Here is a 17,445-nt window from a genome sequence, read left to right on the forward strand (position 1 = left end):
GATGCGCTTCAACCTTTCCGAATGGGCGCTGCGTAATCGCCAGATCGTATTGTTCCTGATGCTTTTGCTGGCCATCGTCGGAGCGTTGTCCTACACCAAGCTCGGCCAGAGTGAAGACCCACCGTTCACGTTCAAAGCGATGGTGATCCAGACCCGCTGGCCGGGTGCGACCGCCCAGGAAGTCTCGCGCCAGGTCACCGAGCGCATTGAAAAGAAACTCATGGAAACCGGTGAGTACGAGCGTATCGTCTCGTTCTCGCGCCCTGGTGAATCGCAAGTCACGTTCATCGCCCGTGACTCGATGCATTCCAGGGAAATCCCCGACCTTTGGTATCAGGTGCGCAAGAAGGTCGGTGATATCCGTCAGACCCTGCCGCCGGATATTCAGGGGCCGTTTTTCAACGATGAATTCGGCACTACGTTCGGCAATATCTATGCGCTGACCGGTGACGGTTTCGACTACGCGGTGCTCAAGGATTACGCTGACCGCATCCAGATCCAGCTGCAACGGGTCAAGGACGTCGGCAAGGTCGATCTGCTCGGGCTGCAGGACGAGAAAATCTGGGTCGAACTGTCCAACGTCAAACTGGCGACCCTCGGCTTGCCCCTGGCGGCGGTGCAACAAGCGCTGCAAGAGCAGAACGCGGTGTCCACCGCCGGGTTCTTCGAAACCGGCAGCGAGCGCTTGCAGCTACGAGTCTCCGGGAATTTTCAGACTGTCGATGAGATCAGGAACTTCCCGATCCGCGTCGGTGATCGGACCTTCCGCATTTCCGATGTCGCCGATGTGCGTCGCGGTTTCAATGATCCACCGGCACCGCGCATGCGCTTCATGGGCGAAGACGCCATCGGTCTGGCCGTGGCGATGAAGGACGGCGGCGACATTCTGGTGCTCGGCAAAGCGCTGGAAGGCGAGTTCTCGCGCATCCAGAAAAACCTTCCGGCCGGCATGCAGCTGCGCAAGGTCTCCGACCAGCCGGCAGCGGTGAAAACCGGGGTGGGCGAGTTCGTCCAGGTGCTGGTCGAAGCGCTGGCGATTGTCTTGCTGGTGAGTTTTTTCTCTCTCGGCGTGCGCACCGGCATGGTCGTCGCACTGACCATTCCGCTGGTGCTGGCGATGACCTTCGCCTGCATGTATTACCTCGGCATCGGCCTGCACAAGATTTCCCTCGGCGCGCTGGTACTGGCGCTGGGTTTGTTGGTGGACGATGCGATCATCGCCGTGGAAATGATGGCGATCAAAATGGAGCAGGGCTTCGACCGCATCCGCGCGGCGAGTTACGCCTGGACCAGCACCGCGTTCCCGATGCTCACCGGTACGTTGATCACCGCTGCCGGGTTCCTGCCGATTGCCACGGCGCAGTCCGGTACCGGCGAATACACCCGTTCAATCTTCCAGGTGGTGACCATTGCGCTGGTCGCGTCCTGGGTGGCAGCGGTGATGTTCGTGCCGTATCTGGGGGAAAAACTCCTGCCGGATCTGGCGAAGATTCATGCGGCCAGACATGGAGCCGGCGATGGTCAGCCAGACCCTTACGGCACGCCGTTCTACCAGCGCGTTCGACGTCTGGTCGAGTGGTGCGTGATGCATCGCAAGACCGTGATCGTGCTGACGGTAGGGCTGTTCATCGCCTCGGTGATGTTGTTCCGTTTCGTTCCGCAGCAGTTTTTCCCGGCTTCCAATCGACTGGAGTTGATGGTCGATTTGAAGTTGGCGGAAGGCGCGTCGCTGGCCAATACCACCGGTGAGGTGAAACGGCTGGAGGCGATGCTCAAGGATCACGCCGGCATCGATAATTACGTCGCCTATGTCGGCACTGGCTCGCCGCGTTTCTACCTGCCGCTGGATCAGCAATTGCCGGCGGCGAGCTTCGCGCAGTTTGTGGTGTTGGCGAAGACCATCGAGGAGCGTGAAGCGCTGCGCAGTTGGTTGATTGAAACCCTCAACGAGCAATTCCCGGCGTTGCGTTCACGGGTTACGCGCCTGGAAAACGGCCCTCCGGTTGGCTATCCAGTGCAGTTCCGCGTCACCGGTGAACACATTGAAGAAGTCCGCGCACTGGCTCGCAAGGTCGCGGCCAAGGTTCGCGAGAATCCGCATGTGGTCAATGTGCACCTGGATTGGGAAGAGCCGAGCAAAGTCGTGTACCTGAACATCGATCAGGATCGAGCTAGGGCGCTGGGTGTGAGCACGGCCAATCTGGCGAAATTCCTGCAGAGCTCGTTGACCGGTTCGAGTGTCAGTCAGTATCGCGAAGACAACGAATTGATCGAGATTCTGCTGCGCGGCACCGTGCATGAGCGTACCGAGTTGTCGTTGTTGCCGAGTCTGGCGGTGCCGACGGATAACGGCCGCAGTGTGGCGTTGTCGCAGATTGCCACGCTGGAATACGGCTTTGAGGAAGGGATTATCTGGCACCGCAATCGTCTGCCGAACGTGACGGTGCGGGCGGACATTTATGGCAAGGAACAGCCGGCGACGCTGGTGAAGCAGATCATGCCGACGCTGGATTCGATTCGTGCCGAGTTGCCCGATGGTTATCTGCTGGATGTCGGCGGCACGGTGGAGGACTCCGAGCGCGGGCAGAAGTCGGTGAATGCCGGGGTGCCGATGTTCATCGTCGTGGTGCTGACCTTGCTGATGGTGCAGTTGCGCAGTTTTTCGCGCACGGCGATGGTGTTTCTGACGGCGCCGTTGGGGTTGATCGGGGTGGTGCTGTTCCTGATGGTGTTCCGTCAGCCATTCGGGTTTGTGGCGATGCTGGGGACGATTGCGCTGTCGGGGATGATCATGCGTAATTCGGTGATTCTGGTGGATCAGATCGAGCAGGATATCGCCTCGGGTTTGAAGCCTTGGCAGGCGATTATCGAGGCTACGGTTCGACGCTTCAGGCCGATTGTGTTGACGGCGTTGGCGGCGGTATTGGCGATGATTCCGTTGTCGCGCAGTGTGTTTTTTGGGCCGATGGCGGTGGCCATCATGGGAGGGTTGATTGTGGCGACGGCGCTGACGTTGTTGTTTTTGCCGGCGTTGTATGCGGCCTGGTTCAGGGTTCGTCGGGAGGTTTGATCTTTTGTGACGTGGCGGCCTTCGGGCCGACCGTGTTCTTGGGGTTTGGGTGAATATCCGTTGCTTCGGGTGTTGGGGCTGGCGGTTTTGCCCTTACGGCGAGTCCCTTTGGCAAGCGCCCCAAAGGAACCAAAGGTCTGTGCCCTGACGTCCGGCCCTCGCCAAGGCTCGGGTTCCTTCGCTCCGGGTTCATCCGGGGGCATCGCCTACGGTTTGCTTCGCTGCACCTCCTCTCGATGCTTTCCCCGTATGAATCCCTCCACTCAGCCTCCCGACGGGCTCTGAGATCAACATCAAGGTCAAAAGCAGGCGAGCTGACACTCGGCCTAGTGTTGGCGCGTTAGTGTGGGAGCTAGCTTGCCAACGATGGCGGCCTGACAGCCGACCACGCTCTGCCTGATTCAACACCATCCACCTGTGGGAGCGGGCTTGCTCGCGAAGGCGGCCTGACAGCCGACCTGATTCCTGCAGATGTACGCCATTCAAAGATTTCTCTCGCGGAGTGACCGGTGAATCGCGTCTTCGAGCAAGTCGATTCGCAAATCTGACCCTCACAAAAAGCCCGCTGAACCGGTGACGGTCAGCGGGCTTTTTGTCGTTCAGAACATTACAGCGTACCAAACACCTTCTTCGCCAGGCTGGTCGCCGCAGCGGCGGGGTTCTGGCGGATGGTTTGTTCCTGTTTGCCGATCATTTCGAACAAGCCATTGAGCGCTTGCTCAGTCACGTAGTTTTCAACGTTGGCGCTCTTCGCGTCGACAACGCCAAACGCAGCCGCCTGTCCAGCGAACGAGTTGTACTTTTGCGCTACGCCAACCTTGTCGGTCGCCTGTTTGACGATTGGCAGGAACTTGGCGCGGATCTGTTCGCGGCTGGATTTGTCCAGGTATTGCGTGGCCGAGTCATTGCCGCCGCTGAGGATGCTTTTGGCGTCTGCCACGCTCATTTTCTTCACGGCGTCGACGAGGATCGGCTGGGCCTGGGTCACGGCGCTTTCGGCTGCCTTGTTCATGGCGGTTTCCAGTTCTTCGACCTGGGCGCCCATGCCGAAGGCTTTCATCTTGCTCGCGGCTTTACCGAGTTTGCCCGGCAGTTCAATCTTCACCTCGGGGTTGTTGCTGAAACCGCCCGGTGTACCCAGTTGCTTGACGGCGATTTGCGCGCCTTGGGTCAGGGCATCCTTGAGGCCGCCGGTAGCGTCTTTTTGCGACAGGTCACTGAGCGACAGGGCCAGCGCGCTGGCGGAGATCATCAGGCCCGCGCACAGGCCGGCGAAGCGAAGGGTAGGGCGGAACATGGCAGCTTCCTTGATAGGCAATTAGCGAATGGCGTCGACGCGGATTTTCAGCGGCTGCGGATCGTTGCCGTCGAGGTGCACGGCGTGGTTTTCGGTGGTGATGAACATCAACTCGCCGTTGACTTCGATGCGTGCGCTGACCGCGTAGCGGTGGCCGGGTTTGACCTGGGCTGGATCGTAACTCAAGTGAAACGGCAGCGGCACCTGGCCTTTGATCGGGCCTTTTTGCTCGTCCAGCACGACGGCTGGCGCATCGGCCAGCGAGACGTCTTGCAAGCTGACGCTCAGGGTGGCGCTCGGTGGCAGGGCGATGCGCTGCAGGTAGAACACTTCACCGTCGAGTCCGACCTTGCCGGCAGGTGTGGTCGATTGGCAGGCGCTCAGGAGTGTGGCGGCGGCGAGGGTTAGCAGTTTCTTCAAGGTACATCTCCTTTCAATGTTGGAGCTGGCTTGCTCGCGAAGACGGTTTCTCATTCAACACAGGGGTTGTTTGATCCACCGCTTTTGTGAGCAAGCCCGTTCCCACAGTTTTCTTGCGTCAGACTTGAGTGTCCATGGCCGGTTGGTCTGCGGCGTCTTCACTGCGATGCAGCGCCACCTGACGGATCGACAAGCGAATCTCCGCCGGCAACACGCGTTTGGCCGCACCTTCGGCCAGCTCGCCGAGCAGTTCGTGATAACTCAGTTTGCCAGCCTCGTCGCGGCGCAGCACGTCGAGGTCGAGCATCGTCTGGATGAAGTGGCGGAACAGACTCTTGTCGAAGAACTCCGGGGCGTTGAGGCCGTGGAGGATCGACAGGCGCTGGGCCATGACCGTGCACAGGTCTTCCAGTTCTTCGGCGCTGATGCTGTTCTGGCCGCTGTTGAGCAGCAAGGACACGGTCATGTAGAAGCGCTGCAAGGTCTGCGCGATGCTCTTCGACAGCAATGTCAGGAGGACGAAATGCCGCGAACTCGGCGCAGGGCGCAGATAGACGTCTTTCTCGAAACGCAGCAGGCCTTGCTCGACAAACGCTTCCAGCCACTGATCGACTACGGCGTCGAGTTCGTCCAGCGTCCAGCGGATGAACAGCTCCGACTGCAAGTACGGATAGAGCGCGCGGGTGTAGCGCAGGATCTGTTCGCGGCTCATGCGCGAGGTGCTCTGGAAGAAGCTCGCCAGCAGCGACGGCAGCGCGAAAATGTGCAGCACGTTGTTGCGGTAGTAGGTCATCAGGACGGCGTTCTGCTCGTCCAGATAGAGAATTTTACCCAGCGCATCGTTCTGCTCGGCGAGCAGATCCATGTCTTTGACGTGCTCGATCAGCGCGCGGCCATCGCCTTCCGGCAGCGTGGTGTGCGGCGAGTACGGAACCCTGCGCAGCAGTGCCAGATACAGGTCCAGCACCCGCGCCATGGCGCGATCATCCAGCGCCAGACGCGTGGTCGACAGCAGTGCCAGTGCCACCAGGTTGACCGGGTTGATCGCCGCCGCTTCGTTCAGATGCTGCGCGACTTTTTCGCCGAGGCGATTGGTGGTTTCGTTCAGCCACGCCGGTTTGTACTGCGGGCCAAGGTCCTGCTGGCGCCAGTCCGGCTGCTCGCTGTCGAGAAATTCCGCCAGTTTGATCGGTTCGCCGAAGTTGACCGCGACCTGACCGAAGCGCTGCTTGAGCGCGCCGATGACTTTGAAGATGTCGAAGATCGATTCTTTCTTCTTGCTCGCGCCACGCAATTCGCCGAGGTAGGTGCGACCTTCCAGAACGCGCTCGTAACCGATGTACACCGGCACAAACACGATCGGCATCCGCGACGAGCGCAGGAAGCTGCGCATCGTGATCGCGAGCATGCCGGTTTTCGGTTGCAGCATGCGTCCGGTGCGTGAGCGGCCGCCTTCGACGAAGTACTCGACCGGGAAGCCTTTGGTGAAGAGGGTGTGCAGGTATTCGTTGAACACCGAGGTGTACAGCGGATTGCCCTTGAACGTGCGGCGCATGAAGAACGCGCCACCACGCCGCAACAGGCTGCCGATCACCGGCATGTTCAGGTTGATCCCGGCGGCGATGTGCGGCGGGGTCAGGCCGTTGCGAAACAGCAGGTACGAGAGCAGCAGGTAGTCGATGTGGCTGCGGTGGCACGGCACGTAGATTACTTCGTGCCCCTGCGCGACTTTCTGCACGCCTTCGATGTGGTTGACCTTGATGCCGTCGTAGATCTTGTTCCAGAACCAGCTCAGCACCACTTCGAGAAAACGGATGGCGGTGTAGGTGTAGTCCGAGGCGATCTCGTTGCCGTAGCGCAGGGCCAGGGCCTTGGCTTTTTCCGGGGAGATGTTTTCGCGCTCGGCTTCGTCGAGGATCGCTTGCTTGACCAGTGGCTGGTTGAGCAGGCCTTTGACGAGGTTACGGCGGTGGGAAATGTCCGGGCCGATGACGGCAGCTTTCAGATTGCGGAAGTGCACGCGCAGAATGCGCTGGGCCATACGCACGGTGCGTTCGTGGCCCTTGTTGTGTTCGATCAGTTCACGCAGATGAATTGGCGCGGAGAACTGCACGCGGGTCTTGCGGCCGAGGACGATGATGCTCAGCAGCCGGCGCAGGCGTCCGGTGACCGCCCAACTGTCGGCGAACAGTAACTTCCACGGACTGTTTTCGCTGTCCGGCGACTGGCCCCAGAACACGCTGACCGGAATGATCTGCGCGTCTTCGGCGGCGTTCTGCGAGAGGGCGCTGACCAAGCGAGTCAGGGTCGGCGGCGCGCCGCGTTTGTCCTGGCGACCGAGCCAGTCCGGGTCCGGCGTCAGGTAGAAAAACGCCGCCGGCTCGATCAGCGAACCCACCGACACCGCCAGCACCGGGCGTGGCAGGCCGGCCTTGGTGCACTCGGTGTCGACCACCGCCAGATCAGTCAGCGAAGGATTTTGCAGGACGTAGAACACCGGACGACTGCGGTCGAGGTTGAGGGTGAACGACGACTGGTTGATCGTCTCCGAGCGAACCCAGAGGTACAACAGTCGGCGCAGGGTGCCAAACACAAGACGGCGGAACGGGGAACGGGTCATACGGCTTCTGCGTGAGTGAATAAAACCGAGCGTTTGCTCGGGAGGGCGATAGTGTGCCGTATAAGCTGAAAATCGGCAAAAAAGCGGCGAAGTAATCTCCTGTTGAGACTTTTCGCACCTGTCATATACTCGGCGGTCTGTCGCCGGGGCCCTTTTATGGACGTCGGACGCAGGCTGACGTTCCGCAAAGGCTTTCCTGCGAAAAGCCTGTTCAATAATAAAAAAGGAGTATGAACAGATGGCAACACGTGAAACCGGCAACGTGAAGTGGTTCAACGACGCCAAGGGCTACGGCTTCATTCAGCGCGAAGACGGAGTGGACGTGTTCGTGCACTACCGCGCGATTCGTGGCGAAGGGCATCGGTCGCTGACCGAAGGCCAGCAAGTCGAATATGCGGTGATTACTGGCGAGAAGGGTTTGCAGGCTGAGGATGTTGTAGGCTTGTAACAGCAGCTTCAAGTTTCAAGCTGCAAGCCACAAGCGATAAGCAGTTCCGCTTGAGGCTTGCAGCTTGCAGCTCAGAACTTGCAGCTGCTTTTAAGCCGTTTTCCAGGTGATTTCTTCTTCACCGTCTGCGCTGATGCGAATCCAGCGATCCGCCGTTTCCTCACCTTCTTCCTCGACCCACGTGCCCGGCGCGCAGCGCACTTCCACGTTCAGCGCAGCAAAGGCGGCGCGGGCGCAGGCGATGTCGTCGTCCCATGGCGTCTGGTCGCTTTCCAGGTACAGGCTGTTCCACTTGCCCACGGCTTTTGGCAGCCAGGTCACCGGCACGTTGCCGGCCTTGCATTTGTAAGTCTGGCCTTTCTGTACCCAGTCGCTGCATGGACCAAGGGCTTCGCCGAGCCAGGCCGAAATGGCCTTGTGGTCGACGTCGGCGTCTTTCAGGTAAATCTCGATGTCCGGTTGGCGCATGGATATCCTCACTGCGGGTCTGAAAAATCCATTCGCGGATTTAGCCGGCCCCGGGCGTTTGCCCGGAACCAAAAGTTATTGAAGAACGAAATAATCGTAGCGCATCGACACGGTGGTCACGAACGGCTCGGCCTGTTCGATCACCGCCGCACGCCGCTCGGCACTGGCGCGCCAGCCGTGGGGTGTCATCGCCAACAGGTTGGCGCGATCCTCGGGCCTGGTCAGCGTCAGCTTGAATTCCAGGGTCTCACTGTGCGCCAGCGCCATGCCTTCCGGCACCAGGGCCAGATGCTTGTCGTCCGTGTACTCGCGCACTTCGTCGTACAGGCGTTCGCGCAACTCCATCAGGTGGCCGCTGGTCGGGCCGACTTTCATCAGACCGCCGCCGACACTGAGTAGACGCTTGGCTTCTTCCCAGTCCAGAGGGCTGAACACGCTGGCGAGAAACTGGCAGCTACCGGATGCCAACGGCACGCGGGCCATGCTGGCGATCAACCAGCTAATCGCCGGATTGCGTTTGCACGCGCGTTTGACCGCTTCACGAGAAATATCCAGCGCGTAGCCATCCGAGTCCGGCAGGGCCTCGGCGATCTGCGCGGTGTAATAACCCTCGCCGCAGCCGATGTCGACCCAGCGATCCGGCGCATAACTCGCCGCCAGCTCGGCCAGACGCCTGGCCACTGGCGCGTAATGGCCGGCGTTCAGGAAGTCACGGCGGGCTTCGACCATGGCCTGGTTGTCGCCAGGATCGCGGCTGTTCTTGTGCTGCACCGGCAGCAGGTTCAGGTAACCCTGCCGCGCACGGTCGAAGCGATGGCCGGCGGGGCAGACCACGCCGTTGTCCACCGCGTTGAGCGGTTCACTGCAAATGGGGCAAGCGAGCATCAGGCGAGCAACTTGATCAGGGTCTGGTAGTAGATCTCGGTCAGCACGTCGAGATCCGCCGCCAGCACGCGCTCGTTGACCTGGTGGATGGTCGCGTTGACCGGGCCCAGTTCAACCACTTGTGTGCCCATGGTCGCGATGAAACGGCCATCGGAAGTACCACCGCTGGTGGACGCCTTGGTCTCGCGAGCAGTGATGTCCTTGATGCTCGACGACACGGCGTCGAGCAGCGCGCCGGGTTCGGTGAGGAATGGCAGGCCGGACAGTGCCCAGTCGATGTGCCAGTCCAGATCGTGCTTGTCGAGGATGTCAGCCACGCGTTTCTGCAGGCCTTCGACGGTCGATTCGGTGGAGAAGCGGAAGTTGAACACCGCGACCAGATCACCCGGAATCACGTTGGTCGCGCCGGTGCCGGAGTTGACGTTGGAGATCTGGAAGCTGGTCGGCGGGAAGAAATCGTTGCCGTGATCCCAATGCTCGGCGGCCAGTTCGGCCAGCGCCGGAGCCGCGAGGTGGATCGGATTCTTCGCCAGATGCGGATAGGCGACGTGACCCTGAATGCCTTTGACGGTGAGCCTGGCGCCCAGCGAGCCGCGACGACCGTTTTTCACCACGTCGCCAACCAGCGTGGTGCTCGACGGTTCGCCGACGATGCACCAGTCCAGACGCTCGTTGCGCGCGGCCAGACGCTCGACTACCGCTTTGGTGCCGTGGTGCGCCGGGCCTTCTTCGTCGCTGGTGATCAGGAACGCGACCTTGCCTTTGTGGTTCGGGTAGTCGGTGACGAAGCGCTCGGCGGCGACGGTCATCGACGCCAGGCTGCCTTTCATGTCCGCCGCGCCACGGCCGCAAAGCATGCCGTGCTCATCGATCACGGCGTTGAACGGGTCGATCTGCCACGCCGTGACCGGGCCGGTCGGCACCACGTCGGTGTGGCCGGCGAAGCACAGCACCGGGCCGTCGTTGTTGCCGTGGGTCGCCCAGAAGTTATCCACATCTTCGATGCGCATCGGCTCGAGGGTGAAACCGGCATCGCCCAGGCGCTGCATCATCTGCTTCTGGCAATCGGCGTCGACCGGCGTCACGGACGGACGGCGGATCAGGTCGATGGCAAGTTGGAGGGTCGGCGAAAGGTCGGCGTGGGCCGTCATGGAAAACTCCGAAGATCATGAATGTGGGCGCGGACTGACTGTGGGAGCGGGCTTGCTCGCGAAAGCGATTGATCAGTCAACATAGATGTTGAATGTTACAAAGCCTTCGTGAGCAAGCCCGCTCCCACAGGGGATACGGTTATCACGCCAAGCCCCGCAAAATGGCGGTTATCTTAAAGCAAAACGGCGACCATTGGCCGCCGTTTAGTGCATCGATGAGGATTTAGACGACTGGCGCCGGCTCAGGCTTGGCCACCGGTTTGGGCAGTGACGACAGGAACGCCATGATCAGCGCCGCCAGATACGGCAGCGACTGCACCAGCAGCATCACCACCCAGAAACGCATGTCGTTGCTCGGCATGCCGTTGACCAGGAAAATCCCCAGCGCCGCGCCCCACAACAGCAGCATGATGAACAGCTCTTCCCGTGCTTCGGAAATCGCCACCCAGAAGCCATGGTTGTCGGCGTTTTTCGGCGTGCGGAAGAACGGAATGCTGCTGGTGAAGAAGCCGTACAGCACCGCTTTGGCGATGGTGTGCGACAACGCCAGCCCGGCCAGTGCCGCGCAGAAGGCATCTTTCAGGTTCACGCCGACGGCGCGACGGTAGAGGAAGATGATCTTGCCGACCTTGAACACGAACAGCGCCAGCGGCGGAATTGCGAAGATCAGCAGCGGCGGATCGACCCGTTGCGGCACGATGATCATCGCCGCCGACCACAGCAGCGCGCCAACAGTGAAGAAGATGTTCATGCCGTCCGCGACCCACGGCAACCAGCCCGCGAGGAAGTGGTAACGCTGGCCGCGCGTCAGCTCGGTGTCCTTGCCACGCAGCAGGCTGCCGGTGTGGCGCTTGATGATCTGGATCGCGCCATAGGCCCAGCGGAAACGCTGCTTCTTGAAGTCGATAAACGTATCCGGCATCAAGCCCTTGCCGTAGCTGTCGTGGTAGTAAGCCGCCGACAGGCCTTTCTCGAACACACGCAGACCGAGCTCGGCGTCTTCACAGATGCACCAGTCGGCCCAGCCCAATTCTTCCAGCACCGAGCGACGGGTCATGGTCATGGTGCCGTGCTGGATGATCGCGTCACGGTCGTTACGGGTGACCATGCCAATGTGGAAAAAGCCTTTGTACTCCGCGTAGCAGAGCTTCTTGAAGGTGCTTTCGTTCTGGTCGCGATAATCCTGCGGCGACTGCACGACGGCGATTTTCGGGTCAGCGAAGTGCGGCACCATGTGCTTGAGCCAGTTCGGGTGCACGCAGTAATCGGAGTCGATCACGGCGATCACTTCGGCATCCTTGGCGGTGTGCGGGATCAGGTAGTTCAGCGCGCCGCCCTTGAAACCGGCCAGCGGCGAGACGTGGAAGAACTTGAAGCGCGGGCCGAGGGTTGCACAGTAGTCGCGTACTGGTTCCCACACCGCCGGGTCCTTGGTGTTGTTGTCGATGATCAGGACTTCGTAGTCCGGGTAATCGAGGGCGGCGAGGGCATCGAGGGTCTGTTTGACCATCTCCGGCGGCTCGTTGTAGCACGGCACATGGATCGAGACTTTCGGGCGATAGCTGGAGTCGCCCTCGACCGGCAGGAATTCGCGCCGACGTTTGTGAATCCAGACGGCTTCGGCCAACTCATGCGCTTCGGTCAGCAAGACGATAAACACCCCGAGCGCACCCAGCGCCAACAGGAAACCGACCGTCAGACTGAACCACGTGCTGTATTGCAGGCTGTAGTCGTAGCCGATCCACACCAGCACCGATCCGCAAAGGAAAGCGATGAAGGTCAGGAAGACCCGCCCACGCTGACGCAGGGCCGAACCGTCGATCATCAGCAAGGTCAGCGACAACAGCGCCAGTACCACCGAACCCACCGCCAGCACGCGCCATTGCGGGATCGCGACCACAGGGCCTTCGAAGTTGAATTTTTGCTGGCGCGCAGCGTTGAACACACCCCAATACGCGCCAACCGAACCTTCGTCGCTGGCCTTCCACGGCTGGTCAAACGCTTCGATCACAAAATAGTTGAAGCCTTGGCGGTTGAGCTTGTTGACCAGATTGCGCAGATAGATTGCCTGATCCGCCGGCGACGCATCGGCGCCACCGCGCATGCGGCCGTTGCTCGGCCAGCCGATCTCGGAGAGCAGCAGCGGTTTTTTCGGGAACATCTTTTTCAGGTCGCGGGCGCGGTCAAAGACGAACTGGCCGGCCTTGTCGACCGGGATGAATTCCCAGTACGGCAGAACGTGGGCGGCGATCAGGTCAACGTGCCTGGCCAGTTCCGGATGTTCTTCCCAGACGTGCCATTGCTCAGACGTGGTCACCGGTACTTTCACCGCTGCGCGCACACGATCAAGCAGCACGCTCAGCTCCTGGGCGGTGATTTCCTTGCGGAAGATCGCCTCGTTACCCACCACCACGCGCACCACACTGCGCGAAGTGTTGGCCAGTTCGATGGCGCGGGTGATTTCCCGTTCGTTGCGTTCCTGGTCCGGGCTGATCCAGATCCCGAGGGTCACGCGCAGACCGAACTCCTCGGCGAGTTTCGGGATGTCCTGCAGGGAGCCGTCGACCGAGTAGATGCGGATGTTGTCCGTCAGCTTGCTCATGATTTCCAGATCGCGGCGCATCTCCTCGTCAGACGGATACTGATCCTTCTGGGGGAATTGTCCTTGCTGAAACGGCGAATAAGAGAAGCCGGAGATCTGTTCCGGCCAGTTCGGCGCCGAGACCGGGCGGTTGATCAGCGCCCAGAAACCGGTGAACAGCGCGGCGATTGCCAGAACCACCACCAGGTTGAGTCCAAATTTACGCGATGACATAGCTATTTCGGGTTCCAAAGGCTGTGGAACGAAGGAACGGTCGGCTTACGCCAAAAGGGCGCGAATCCTACACCGGCATTCCACCAGTCGTACACCAAACAGGGAAATGCCCGACTTTGGGCAGCCGGCTTTGACTTAAGTTCTTACACTTGTAGTTCGAAGCTTAAAACTTGTCGCCGTGTAGCCCTATAATGCGCGCCGGTTTTTGGGGTAATGGTCATGAGTACAGAAGATCCGCGGTTTGCAGGCATCGCCCGTTTGTATGGCATCGAAGGCATGGAGCGCTTGCGCGCGGCCCATGTGGCGATTGTCGGCGTCGGTGGTGTCGGTTCCTGGGCGGCGGAAGCCATCGCCCGCTGTGGCGTCGGCGAAATCTCGCTGTTCGACCTCGACGATGTCTGCGTCAGCAATGCCAACCGCCAGTTGCACGCCCTGGACAGCACCGTCGGCCAACCCAAGGTCGAGGTCATGGCCGAGCGCCTGCGCGGGATCAACCCGGATTGCACCGTGCATGCGGTGGCGGACTTCGTCACCCGCGACACCATGGCCGAATACATCACCCCGAACATCGACTGCGTGATCGATTGCATCGACGCGGTCAACGCCAAAGCGGCACTGATCGCCTGGTGCAAGCGCCGCAAGATCCAGATCATCACCACCGGCGGCGCGGGCGGGCAGATTGATCCGACGCTGATTCAGGTGTGCGATCTCAACCGCACGTTCAACGATCCGCTGGCCTCGAAAGTGCGTTCGACGTTGCGCCGGGATTACGGGTTCTCTCGCACCATGACCCGTCACTACAGCGTGCCGTGCGTGTTTTCCACGGAGCAGCTGCGCTATCCGAAACCGGATGGCAGCATTTGCTTGCAGAAGAGTTTTGTTGGCGATGGCGTGAAGCTGGACTGCGCTGGCGGGTTCGGCGCGGTGATGATGGTAACGGCGACGTTCGGCATGGTTGCGGCGACCAAGGCTGTGGACAAGATTGTGGCGGGAGTGCGGCGCCCAGCGGATCGCATTAAACCTGAGGTTTGATCGGTGAGGCTGATGGCCTCTTCGCGAGCAGGCTCGCTCCCACATTGAAATGCATTTCCCTGTGGGAGCGAGCCTGCTCGCGAAGGCGATTAACCGGCCAACTCATTCATTCGCTGGAGCACGGCATTCAGGCCATTGCTGCGCGATGGCGATAACTGCCGGGAAAGGCCGAGTTGACTGAACCAGTCTGGCAAGTCCACCTGCTGCAACTCGACGGCCGATAACCCGTTAACCCGCAACAGCAACAATGCCACCAATCCGCGAATCATCCGCGCGTCGCTGCTGGCGCTGAACTGCCAGTGACCGTCACGCAATTCCCCAACCAGCCACACCTGGCTTTCACAACCATGCACCCGGTTGGCCTCGCACTTGTCCGCGTCATTCAGCGCCGGCAAGCGCTCACCAAACTGCATCAACAACCGCGCGCGCTGTTCCCAACCGGCAGCGCTCTGAAAAGTTTGCAGTGCCTCGGCAGCGTCGACCGGCAAGCTCATCGCAGCAACTCCAGCGCCTGATCCAGTGCTTCAAAGAATCGCTCCAGATCCTCAGAATCGTTGTACAGCGCCAGCGACACACGAATCGCCCCGGCCAGCTCATAGCTTTTGAGCAGCGGCATCGCACAATGATGCCCGGCGCGCACAGCAATGCCTTGCTCGGTCAGCAAGTGCGCCAGATCGGCGTTATGCACGCCTTCGACGACAAAACTGGCCAGGGCCAATTGCGGCTTGCCGAGCAAGCGAACGCCGTTACGCGCCGCGAGGCCACGCAGCAAATAGTCATGCAACGCCGCTTCATGGGCGGACACCGCGTCCTGATCAAGCCCGGCCAGATAATCGAGCGTCGCGCCGAGGCCGATGACACTGGCAATCGGTGGCGTACCCGCTTCAAAGCCCAGCGGTGCAGGGCGGAAGCGCGAGTCGTGATAGTTGGCTTCCAGCACCATTTCGCCACCGAACTGCCGTGGCTTCAACAGCTCGAGCGCCGCGTTGCGCCCGAACAGTACGCCCAGGCCATCGGGGCCATACAGTTTGTGGCTGGAAAACACGTAGAAATCGCAACCCAACGCTTGTACGTCATGCCGACCATGCACCACGCCTTGGGCGCCATCGACCACAGTCAGGGCGTTCTGCGCCTTGGCCATGCCCAGCAGAGCGGGCAGTGGCTGCCAGGCACCGAGGACGTTAGACAGCTGACTGACGGCCAACAAGCGCGTGCGCGGACCGATCAGATGCACCGCTGCGCCGAGGTCGATCACGCCATCAGCATTCAGCGGCAGAATGACCAGCTTCAGGCTGCGTCGTTGAGCCAGTTGCTGCCACGGCAGCAGGTTGGCGTGATGCTCCAGGGCGCTGATGACAATTTCATCGCCCGGCTGGAAAAGATGTTCCAGGCCATAGGCCAGGAGATTCAGCGCGCTGGTGGCGCCATGGGTAAAGATGATCTGCCCGCTGTCACCGGCATTGAGCCATTGCGCGACCTTCAGCCGACTGTCTTCGAACGCCTGCGTGGCGTGGGCGCCGGGCAAGTGTTGCGCACGGTGCACATTGGCTGCGCCGTTGGCGTAGTAATGCGTCAATGCGTCGAGCAGGGCTTGGGGTTTTTGCGTGGTGGCGGCGTTGTCCAGATAGGTCTGGTCTTGCCGTTGCAGCGCGGCGATGGCCGGGAAATCGGCGCGCCACGGGGAGGGAATCATCATGTGTATACGCCTGACCCAGTGGGAGCGAGCCTGCTCGCGAAGGCGTCCTCGAGGACGCTAAAAGCTTCGCGAGCAGGTCGAACCGTCGCTCCCACAGGTTATCAATGTGCCGCTTAGTTGTGAGCGTGCAGCGCTTCGTTCAGTTCGATTGCCGATTTGTGGGTTTTGCATTCCACAGCACCGGTTTCCGAATTGCGACGGAACAGCAGGTCGGTCTGACCGGCCAGCTCACGCGCCTTCACAACTTTAACCAGGTTGTTGTTTTCGTCCAGCAGCGCAACCTTGGTGCCGGCGGTCACGTACAGGCCCGACTCAACAGTGTTGCGGTCGCCCAACGGAATACCGATACCGGCGTTGGCGCCGATCAGGCAGCCTTCGCCAACCTTGATCACGATATTGCCGCCGCCCGACAGGGTGCCCATGGTCGAGCAACCGCCGCCCAGGTCCGAACCCTTGCCGACGAATACGCCAGCGGAAACGCGACCTTCGATCATGCCCGGGCCTTCGGTGCCGGCGTTGAAGTTGATGAAGCCTTCGTGCATCACGGTGGTGCCTTCACCGACGTAAGCGCCCAGACGCAGACGTGCGGCATCAGCGATACGCACACCGGCCGGCACCACGTAGTCGGTCATTTTCGGGAACTTGTCCACCGAGAATACTTCCAGCAGCTCGCCGCGCAGACGGGCTTCGAGTTGCATTTCCGCCAGTTCGCTCAGGTCGATGGCGCCTTGGCTCGTCCAGGCAACGTTCGGCAGCAGCGGGAAGATACCGGCCAGGCTCACGCCGTGCGGCTTGACCAGACGGTGCGACAGCAGGTGCAGCTTGAGGTACGCCTCAGGCGTCGAGGTCAGCTGCGCGTCTTCGGCCAGCAGGGTGGCGACCAGCGGCTTGTGGCTTTCAGCCAGACGGGTCAGCAGCTTGCCTTGCACGGCGTCGATGCCTTTCACGGCTTCAGCCAGTTGCGCCGCCTGGGCGGTGGTGAAAGTGATGGCCTGGTTCCCTTCGGTGTAACCGAGGATTGGCGCAACAGCGGCGACCAGTTCGGCCGAAGGGTTGAGCAGTGGCTGGGCGTAGAACACTTCCAGCCATGCCCCTTGACGGTTCTGAGTGCCGACACCAAAGGCGATGCTGAACAGGGAATTGGACATGTAAATACACCTCTACAAAGAGTGACGGGCTGCTTGCTTCAGAGCGGCCGCGTAGATATCTGGCTTGAAGCCAATCAGGGTTCGGTCACCGAGATCGAGCACCGGGCGCTTGATCATCGAGGGTTGAGCGAGCATCAGTTCGATGGCTTTCGACTGGTCGAGATCGGCTTTGCGTTCGTCTTCGAGTTTGCGAAAGGTCGTGCCTGCGCGGTTCAACACCGTTTGCCAGCCGTGTTCGTTACACCATTGGGTCAGGTGCTCACGGTCGATGCCGGCGGTTTTGTAATCGTGAAAGTCGTAGCTGACAGCGTGTTCATCGAGCCAGGTGCGCGCCTTCTTCATGGTGTCGCAGGCTTTGATGCCGAAAAGGTGCAACGTTTTACTTGATACGGTCA

14 protein-coding genes are annotated in these 17,445 nt (G+C 60.7%); 3 read left to right on the forward strand and 11 right to left on the reverse strand.

Going from position 1 to position 17,445, the window contains the following annotated elements; genetic code table 11:
* The first annotated feature begins 1 nt into the window (after position 1).
* The gene (locus tag AACY19_RS24535; protein ID WP_339454165.1) at positions 2 to 3,070 is read left to right on the forward strand and encodes an efflux RND transporter permease subunit; all 3,069 of its coding nucleotides are present in this window, start codon (positions 2 to 4) and stop codon (positions 3,068 to 3,070) included.
* A 607-nt stretch (positions 3,071 to 3,677) separates the two neighbouring features.
* Here AACY19_RS24535 and AACY19_RS24540 read toward each other — a convergent pair.
* From AACY19_RS24540 to plsB, 3 genes are all read right to left on the reverse strand, one after another.
* Positions 3,678 to 4,367, reverse strand: coding sequence for a DUF4197 domain-containing protein (locus tag AACY19_RS24540; RefSeq protein ID WP_339454166.1), 690 nt, complete (start codon positions 4,365 to 4,367; stop codon positions 3,678 to 3,680).
* Positions 4,368 to 4,388: 21 nt separating this feature from the next.
* A complete protein-coding gene (locus AACY19_RS24545) occupies positions 4,389 to 4,787 on the reverse strand; it encodes a YbaY family lipoprotein (RefSeq protein ID WP_339454167.1) in 399 nt (132 codons plus the stop codon).
* Positions 4,788 to 4,905: 118 nt separating this feature from the next.
* Positions 4,906 to 7,407: a glycerol-3-phosphate 1-O-acyltransferase PlsB gene (gene plsB / locus AACY19_RS24550; RefSeq protein ID WP_339454168.1), complete on the reverse strand. Its 2,502-nt coding sequence runs from the start codon at positions 7,405 to 7,407 to the stop codon at positions 4,906 to 4,908.
* A 238-nt stretch (positions 7,408 to 7,645) separates the two neighbouring features.
* Here plsB and AACY19_RS24555 point away from each other — a divergent pair, with 238 nt between their 5' ends.
* On the forward strand, positions 7,646 to 7,855 hold the full coding sequence (locus AACY19_RS24555; RefSeq protein ID WP_007908870.1) for a cold-shock protein: 210 nt from the start codon (positions 7,646 to 7,648) through the stop codon (positions 7,853 to 7,855).
* Positions 7,856 to 7,945: 90 nt separating this feature from the next.
* On the opposite strand, the gene AACY19_RS24560 is transcribed toward AACY19_RS24555, so the two are convergent.
* From AACY19_RS24560 to AACY19_RS24575, 4 genes are all read right to left on the reverse strand, one after another.
* A complete protein-coding gene (locus AACY19_RS24560; RefSeq protein ID WP_122609637.1) occupies positions 7,946 to 8,323 on the reverse strand; it encodes a hypothetical protein in 378 nt (125 codons plus the stop codon).
* Positions 8,324 to 8,398: 75 nt separating this feature from the next.
* The gene (locus tag AACY19_RS24565; RefSeq protein ID WP_339454169.1) at positions 8,399 to 9,208 is read right to left on the reverse strand and encodes a putative RNA methyltransferase; all 810 of its coding nucleotides are present in this window, start codon (positions 9,206 to 9,208) and stop codon (positions 8,399 to 8,401) included.
* Complete coding sequence (gene dapE, locus AACY19_RS24570; RefSeq protein WP_339454170.1) at positions 9,208 to 10,359, reverse strand: succinyl-diaminopimelate desuccinylase; 1,152 nt, start codon at positions 10,357 to 10,359, stop codon at positions 9,208 to 9,210. Before dapE ends, AACY19_RS24565 begins: the two co-directional genes overlap by 1 nt.
* 223 nt (positions 10,360 to 10,582) lie before the next feature.
* Positions 10,583 to 13,174, reverse strand: coding sequence for a glycosyltransferase (locus AACY19_RS24575; protein ID WP_339454171.1), 2,592 nt, complete (start codon positions 13,172 to 13,174; stop codon positions 10,583 to 10,585).
* Positions 13,175 to 13,387: 213 nt separating this feature from the next.
* On the opposite strand from AACY19_RS24575, the gene tcdA reads away from it, so the two are divergent.
* The gene (tcdA, locus tag AACY19_RS24580) at positions 13,388 to 14,206 is read left to right on the forward strand and encodes a tRNA cyclic N6-threonylcarbamoyladenosine(37) synthase TcdA (RefSeq protein ID WP_339454172.1); all 819 of its coding nucleotides are present in this window, start codon (positions 13,388 to 13,390) and stop codon (positions 14,204 to 14,206) included.
* An 89-nt stretch (positions 14,207 to 14,295) separates the two neighbouring features.
* Here tcdA and AACY19_RS24585 read toward each other — a convergent pair whose 3' ends face one another.
* The 4 genes from AACY19_RS24585 to AACY19_RS24600 all read right to left on the reverse strand — a co-directional run bounded on the left by AACY19_RS24585 (position 14,296) and on the right by AACY19_RS24600 (position 17,392).
* The gene (locus AACY19_RS24585) at positions 14,296 to 14,700 is read right to left on the reverse strand and encodes a SufE family protein (protein WP_339454173.1); all 405 of its coding nucleotides are present in this window, start codon (positions 14,698 to 14,700) and stop codon (positions 14,296 to 14,298) included.
* Positions 14,697 to 15,902 (reverse strand): aminotransferase class V-fold PLP-dependent enzyme, encoded by a 1,206-nt coding sequence (locus AACY19_RS24590; RefSeq protein WP_339454174.1) that lies wholly within the window; start codon positions 15,900 to 15,902, stop codon positions 14,697 to 14,699. Before AACY19_RS24590 ends, AACY19_RS24585 begins: the two co-directional genes overlap by 4 nt.
* 113 nt (positions 15,903 to 16,015) lie before the next feature.
* The gene (gene dapD / locus AACY19_RS24595) at positions 16,016 to 17,050 is read right to left on the reverse strand and encodes a 2,3,4,5-tetrahydropyridine-2,6-dicarboxylate N-succinyltransferase (RefSeq protein ID WP_041478134.1); all 1,035 of its coding nucleotides are present in this window, start codon (positions 17,048 to 17,050) and stop codon (positions 16,016 to 16,018) included.
* A gap of 12 nt (positions 17,051 to 17,062) precedes the next feature.
* Entirely contained in the window at positions 17,063 to 17,392 is a 330-nt protein-coding gene (locus tag AACY19_RS24600) for an arsenate reductase (protein ID WP_339454200.1), read from the reverse strand.
* Positions 17,393 to 17,445: the final 53 nt, after the last annotated feature.

The organism is Pseudomonas sp. EA_5y_Pfl2_R50 (genome assembly GCF_963970475.1).
Taxonomy (GTDB): Bacteria; Pseudomonadota; Gammaproteobacteria; order Pseudomonadales; family Pseudomonadaceae; genus Aquipseudomonas.

Bases quoted from the DNA above. Each gene is read 5' to 3' on its own strand.
- AACY19_RS24535 (WP_339454165.1), top strand. From the start codon at position 2: ATGCGCTTCAACCTTTCCGAATGGGCGCTGCGTAATCGCCAGATCGTA.
- AACY19_RS24565 (WP_339454169.1), bottom strand. From the start codon at position 9,208: ATGCTCGCTTGCCCCATTTGCAGTGAACCGCTCAACGCGGTGGACAAC.
- dapD (WP_041478134.1), bottom strand. From the start codon at position 17,050: ATGTCCAATTCCCTGTTCAGCATCGCCTTTGGTGTCGGCACTCAGAAC.
- AACY19_RS24585 (WP_339454173.1), bottom strand. From the start codon at position 14,700: ATGAGCTTGCCGGTCGACGCTGCCGAGGCACTGCAAACTTTTCAGAGC.
- plsB (WP_339454168.1), bottom strand. From the start codon at position 7,407: ATGACCCGTTCCCCGTTCCGCCGTCTTGTGTTTGGCACCCTGCGCCGA.
- AACY19_RS24540 (WP_339454166.1), bottom strand. From the start codon at position 4,367: ATGTTCCGCCCTACCCTTCGCTTCGCCGGCCTGTGCGCGGGCCTGATG.
- AACY19_RS24555 (WP_007908870.1), top strand. From the start codon at position 7,646: ATGGCAACACGTGAAACCGGCAACGTGAAGTGGTTCAACGACGCCAAG.
- dapE (WP_339454170.1), bottom strand. From the start codon at position 10,359: ATGACGGCCCACGCCGACCTTTCGCCGACCCTCCAACTTGCCATCGAC.
- AACY19_RS24590 (WP_339454174.1), bottom strand. From the start codon at position 15,902: ATGATGATTCCCTCCCCGTGGCGCGCCGATTTCCCGGCCATCGCCGCG.
- AACY19_RS24600 (WP_339454200.1), bottom strand. From the start codon at position 17,392: ATGAAGAAGGCGCGCACCTGGCTCGATGAACACGCTGTCAGCTACGAC.
- AACY19_RS24560 (WP_122609637.1), bottom strand. From the start codon at position 8,323: ATGCGCCAACCGGACATCGAGATTTACCTGAAAGACGCCGACGTCGAC.
- tcdA (WP_339454172.1), top strand. From the start codon at position 13,388: ATGGTCATGAGTACAGAAGATCCGCGGTTTGCAGGCATCGCCCGTTTG.
- AACY19_RS24575 (WP_339454171.1), bottom strand. From the start codon at position 13,174: ATGTCATCGCGTAAATTTGGACTCAACCTGGTGGTGGTTCTGGCAATC.